Raw genomic sequence first — 2,524 nt, 5'->3', positions numbered from 1 at the left:
TGCATAATCGCGGGCCGCGCATAATTGCGCCCGAGCGCAATCGGCCGGATCTGGTTCTCGATCCAGTTGTTGTCGATGGGTACGCGGCCGTCGTCGACATAGTGCGTGAGCGCAGCCCAGCGCTTGAGGCTGTAGTCGATGGCGCGGGCGATGCCCGAACCGTTGGGGACCTGGGTGCGCCGCTGCAAGAGCCACGCATGCAGGCGTTCGAGGAGGGGGCGGGCCCTCAATTCCCGCAAGCGCTGTCGGGCATCGATGCCGAGTTCAGCTGCTTCGCGTTCGACACCGTAGAGTTGGCCAATGGCCTCGAGCGCCTCGCTGGCGATCTGGCTCTGGCCCTGGGCGGTGAGATCGAAGAACTTGCGCCGCGCGTGCGCCATGCAGCCGGCCTCCCGCACGCCCTGCGCGATCAGCGCCTTGTAGCCGGCGTAATCGTCGCAGATCAGCGTGCCGCGCCAGCTACCCAGAAACGCCTGGGCGTGACGGCCCGCGCGGCTGTCGGCGAAGTCGTAGACCACCGCCTTGATCGGATCGAACGCCCCGACGCTGTAGGACCACAGGTAGGCGCGGTGCGTCTTGCCCGCACCCGGGTCGAGCATCGCCACCGGGGTCTCGTCCGCGTGTAGCACGGGGTGCGCCAGCAGATCGGCCTTGAGCGCATCGACCAGCGGCTGCAGATGCACGCCGCTCTGGCCCACCCACTGGGCCAGCGTCGATTGCGGGATCGCCAGCCCGGCCCGACCGAAGATGCCTTCTTGGCGGTAGAGCGGCAGATGGTCCTGGTATTTGGCCACCAGCACTTGGGCCAGCAGCCCGGCGGTCGGGATGCCCTTGTCGATGATGTGCGCGGGTACCGGCGCCTGCACCAGCGTCTCGCATGCGGCACACGCCCACTTGCCCCGGATGTGGCGCTCGACGGTGAACCGGCCCGGCGTGTAGTCGAGCTTCTCGGCCACGTCCTCGCCGATGCGGCGCATCTGGCAACCACAGGCGCAGGTGGTCGAGTCGGGCTCGTGACGGATCTCGGTGCGCGGCAGCTCGGGCGGCAGCGGCTTGCGCCGGGCCTGGCCCTTGGGCGTCGACGTGCCGACACTGGGCTGGAGTTGCTCGAGCTCTTCGCTCATCGCCGCCAGGTCGGCTTCGGCGGTTTCCTCGAAGAGCTGGGCCTGCTCGGTAGGCAGGCGCTCGGCCTTCACGCCGAAGCGATGACGCTTGTGCAGCGCCAGTTCATGCGTGAGTCGCTCGATCTTGGTCTGGCGCCACACGAGTTCGCGCTCCTGCTCGATGAGCAGGCGACGCAAGGTGTCGGCATCCAGTTGGTCGAGGTCGGCGGGCAGTGGCATGGATCGATCATGTCCGATGCACGCCTCCGCCGCCATCGGGGCATCCGCCGATAGCGCGGGTTCAGAGTGTCCGGATCACACCGCCGTCGCCCAGCCGCTGCCACGGCAGCCCAAGCACCAGCGCATCGAACTGCGCCCGGGTGAGTGCGACACCGCCCTGGCCCTCGGTCCAGTGAAACCGTCCCTGGTTCAGGCGCCGGCATGCGAGCCACACCCCGAAGCCGTCATGGACCAGCACCTTCAAGCGGGAGCCGCGCCGGTTGCTGAAGAGATAGGCGTGATGGGGCTGCGCCTCGCCGAACACGCGCACCACCTGCGCGAGCAACGTGTCCATGCCTGCGCGCATGTCCAAAGGCGCGGCCGACAGCCACAGCGCCTCGATGCGGATCATGCCAGCCACTCGCGCAACCACGCGCCACAGGCATCGGCCGCCTGGAGCGGCCATTCGAGCTTCACGCGGGCGTTGCCACGCTGCGCCTCGAGGCGGATCACCGGCGCCTCAACGGCGGATGCAACCCGCACCGGCACAAAGCCTGGCTCAGACAGCGTCGTGAGCTCAGCGCTGAGCGGCTTGCGCCGGCTCGGCGGCGCGATCCCGCGCTCGCGCATCCAGCGATGGACCTGGTTGGCGTTCAGGCCGTTGGCCAGAGCCACGCCCGCCACCGAGACGCCAGGCTCACGGCAAGCCGAGATCACCGATTGTTTGAAGGCTTCGCTGTGCGTGCGCCGGGTCCGGCGCGGGATGACGACATCCATAGTGTCCACCATCAGAATTGATGGACACGATCTTCAATGGGCTAAGCGGCTGGGGGAAGGTGGGTTTGCCGGGTGCTTACCGCGCGCTGCCCGTTTGTTCGGATCTATTTTGTGTTGACGTAAAAACGCCCAGACATCGTTTTGATGCTGGGCGTTTTTTTGGTTAGTCTGACGATGACCTACTTTCACGAGGGCAATCCTCACTATCATCGGCGCGTTTGTGTTTCACGGTCCTGTTCGGGATGGGAAGGTGTGGTACCACAAAGCTATGGTCGTCAGACTTTGACTTGTTACCTAGGGTTGATCCAGGCCAAAGCGGGAAGAAGTGTTGTGTGATTGGGTGTTTTTTGACACCGGTGTTACGAGTTTGTCTTGAATAAGGTTATAGGATCAAGCCACACGGGCAATTAGTATCGGTTAGCTTA

The 2,524-nt window shown here is 65.3% G+C and carries 3 protein-coding genes and 1 rRNA gene; all 4 read right to left on the bottom strand.

Translation table 11 applies throughout. The annotated features are described in order from the left end of the window. Positions 1-1,343, bottom strand: a 1,343-nt coding sequence (gene tnpC / locus C664_RS19915; protein ID WP_004294257.1) for an IS66 family transposase, incomplete at its 3' end; no start/stop codon positions are given. 61 nt (positions 1,344-1,404) lie between these two features. Continuing rightward, positions 1,405-1,734 (bottom strand): IS66 family insertion sequence element accessory protein TnpB, encoded by a 330-nt coding sequence (tnpB, locus tag C664_RS19910; protein WP_004294256.1) that lies wholly within the window; start codon positions 1,732-1,734, stop codon positions 1,405-1,407. After that, on the bottom strand, positions 1,731-2,099 hold the full coding sequence (locus tag C664_RS19905) for a transposase (RefSeq protein WP_004294255.1): 369 nt from the start codon (positions 2,097-2,099) through the stop codon (positions 1,731-1,733). Before C664_RS19905 ends, tnpB begins: the two co-directional genes overlap by 4 nt. Positions 2,100-2,265: 166 nt before the next feature. Beyond that, positions 2,266-2,379 (bottom strand): 5S ribosomal RNA (gene rrf / locus C664_RS19900). Positions 2,380-2,524: the final 145 nt, after the last annotated feature.

The organism is Thauera sp. 63 (assembly GCF_000310165.2).
Lineage (GTDB): Bacteria > Pseudomonadota > Gammaproteobacteria > Burkholderiales > Rhodocyclaceae > Thauera > Thauera humireducens.
The sequence above is the reverse complement of the archived record's forward strand: the minus strand, read 5'-3'. Positions and strand labels throughout refer to the sequence as shown.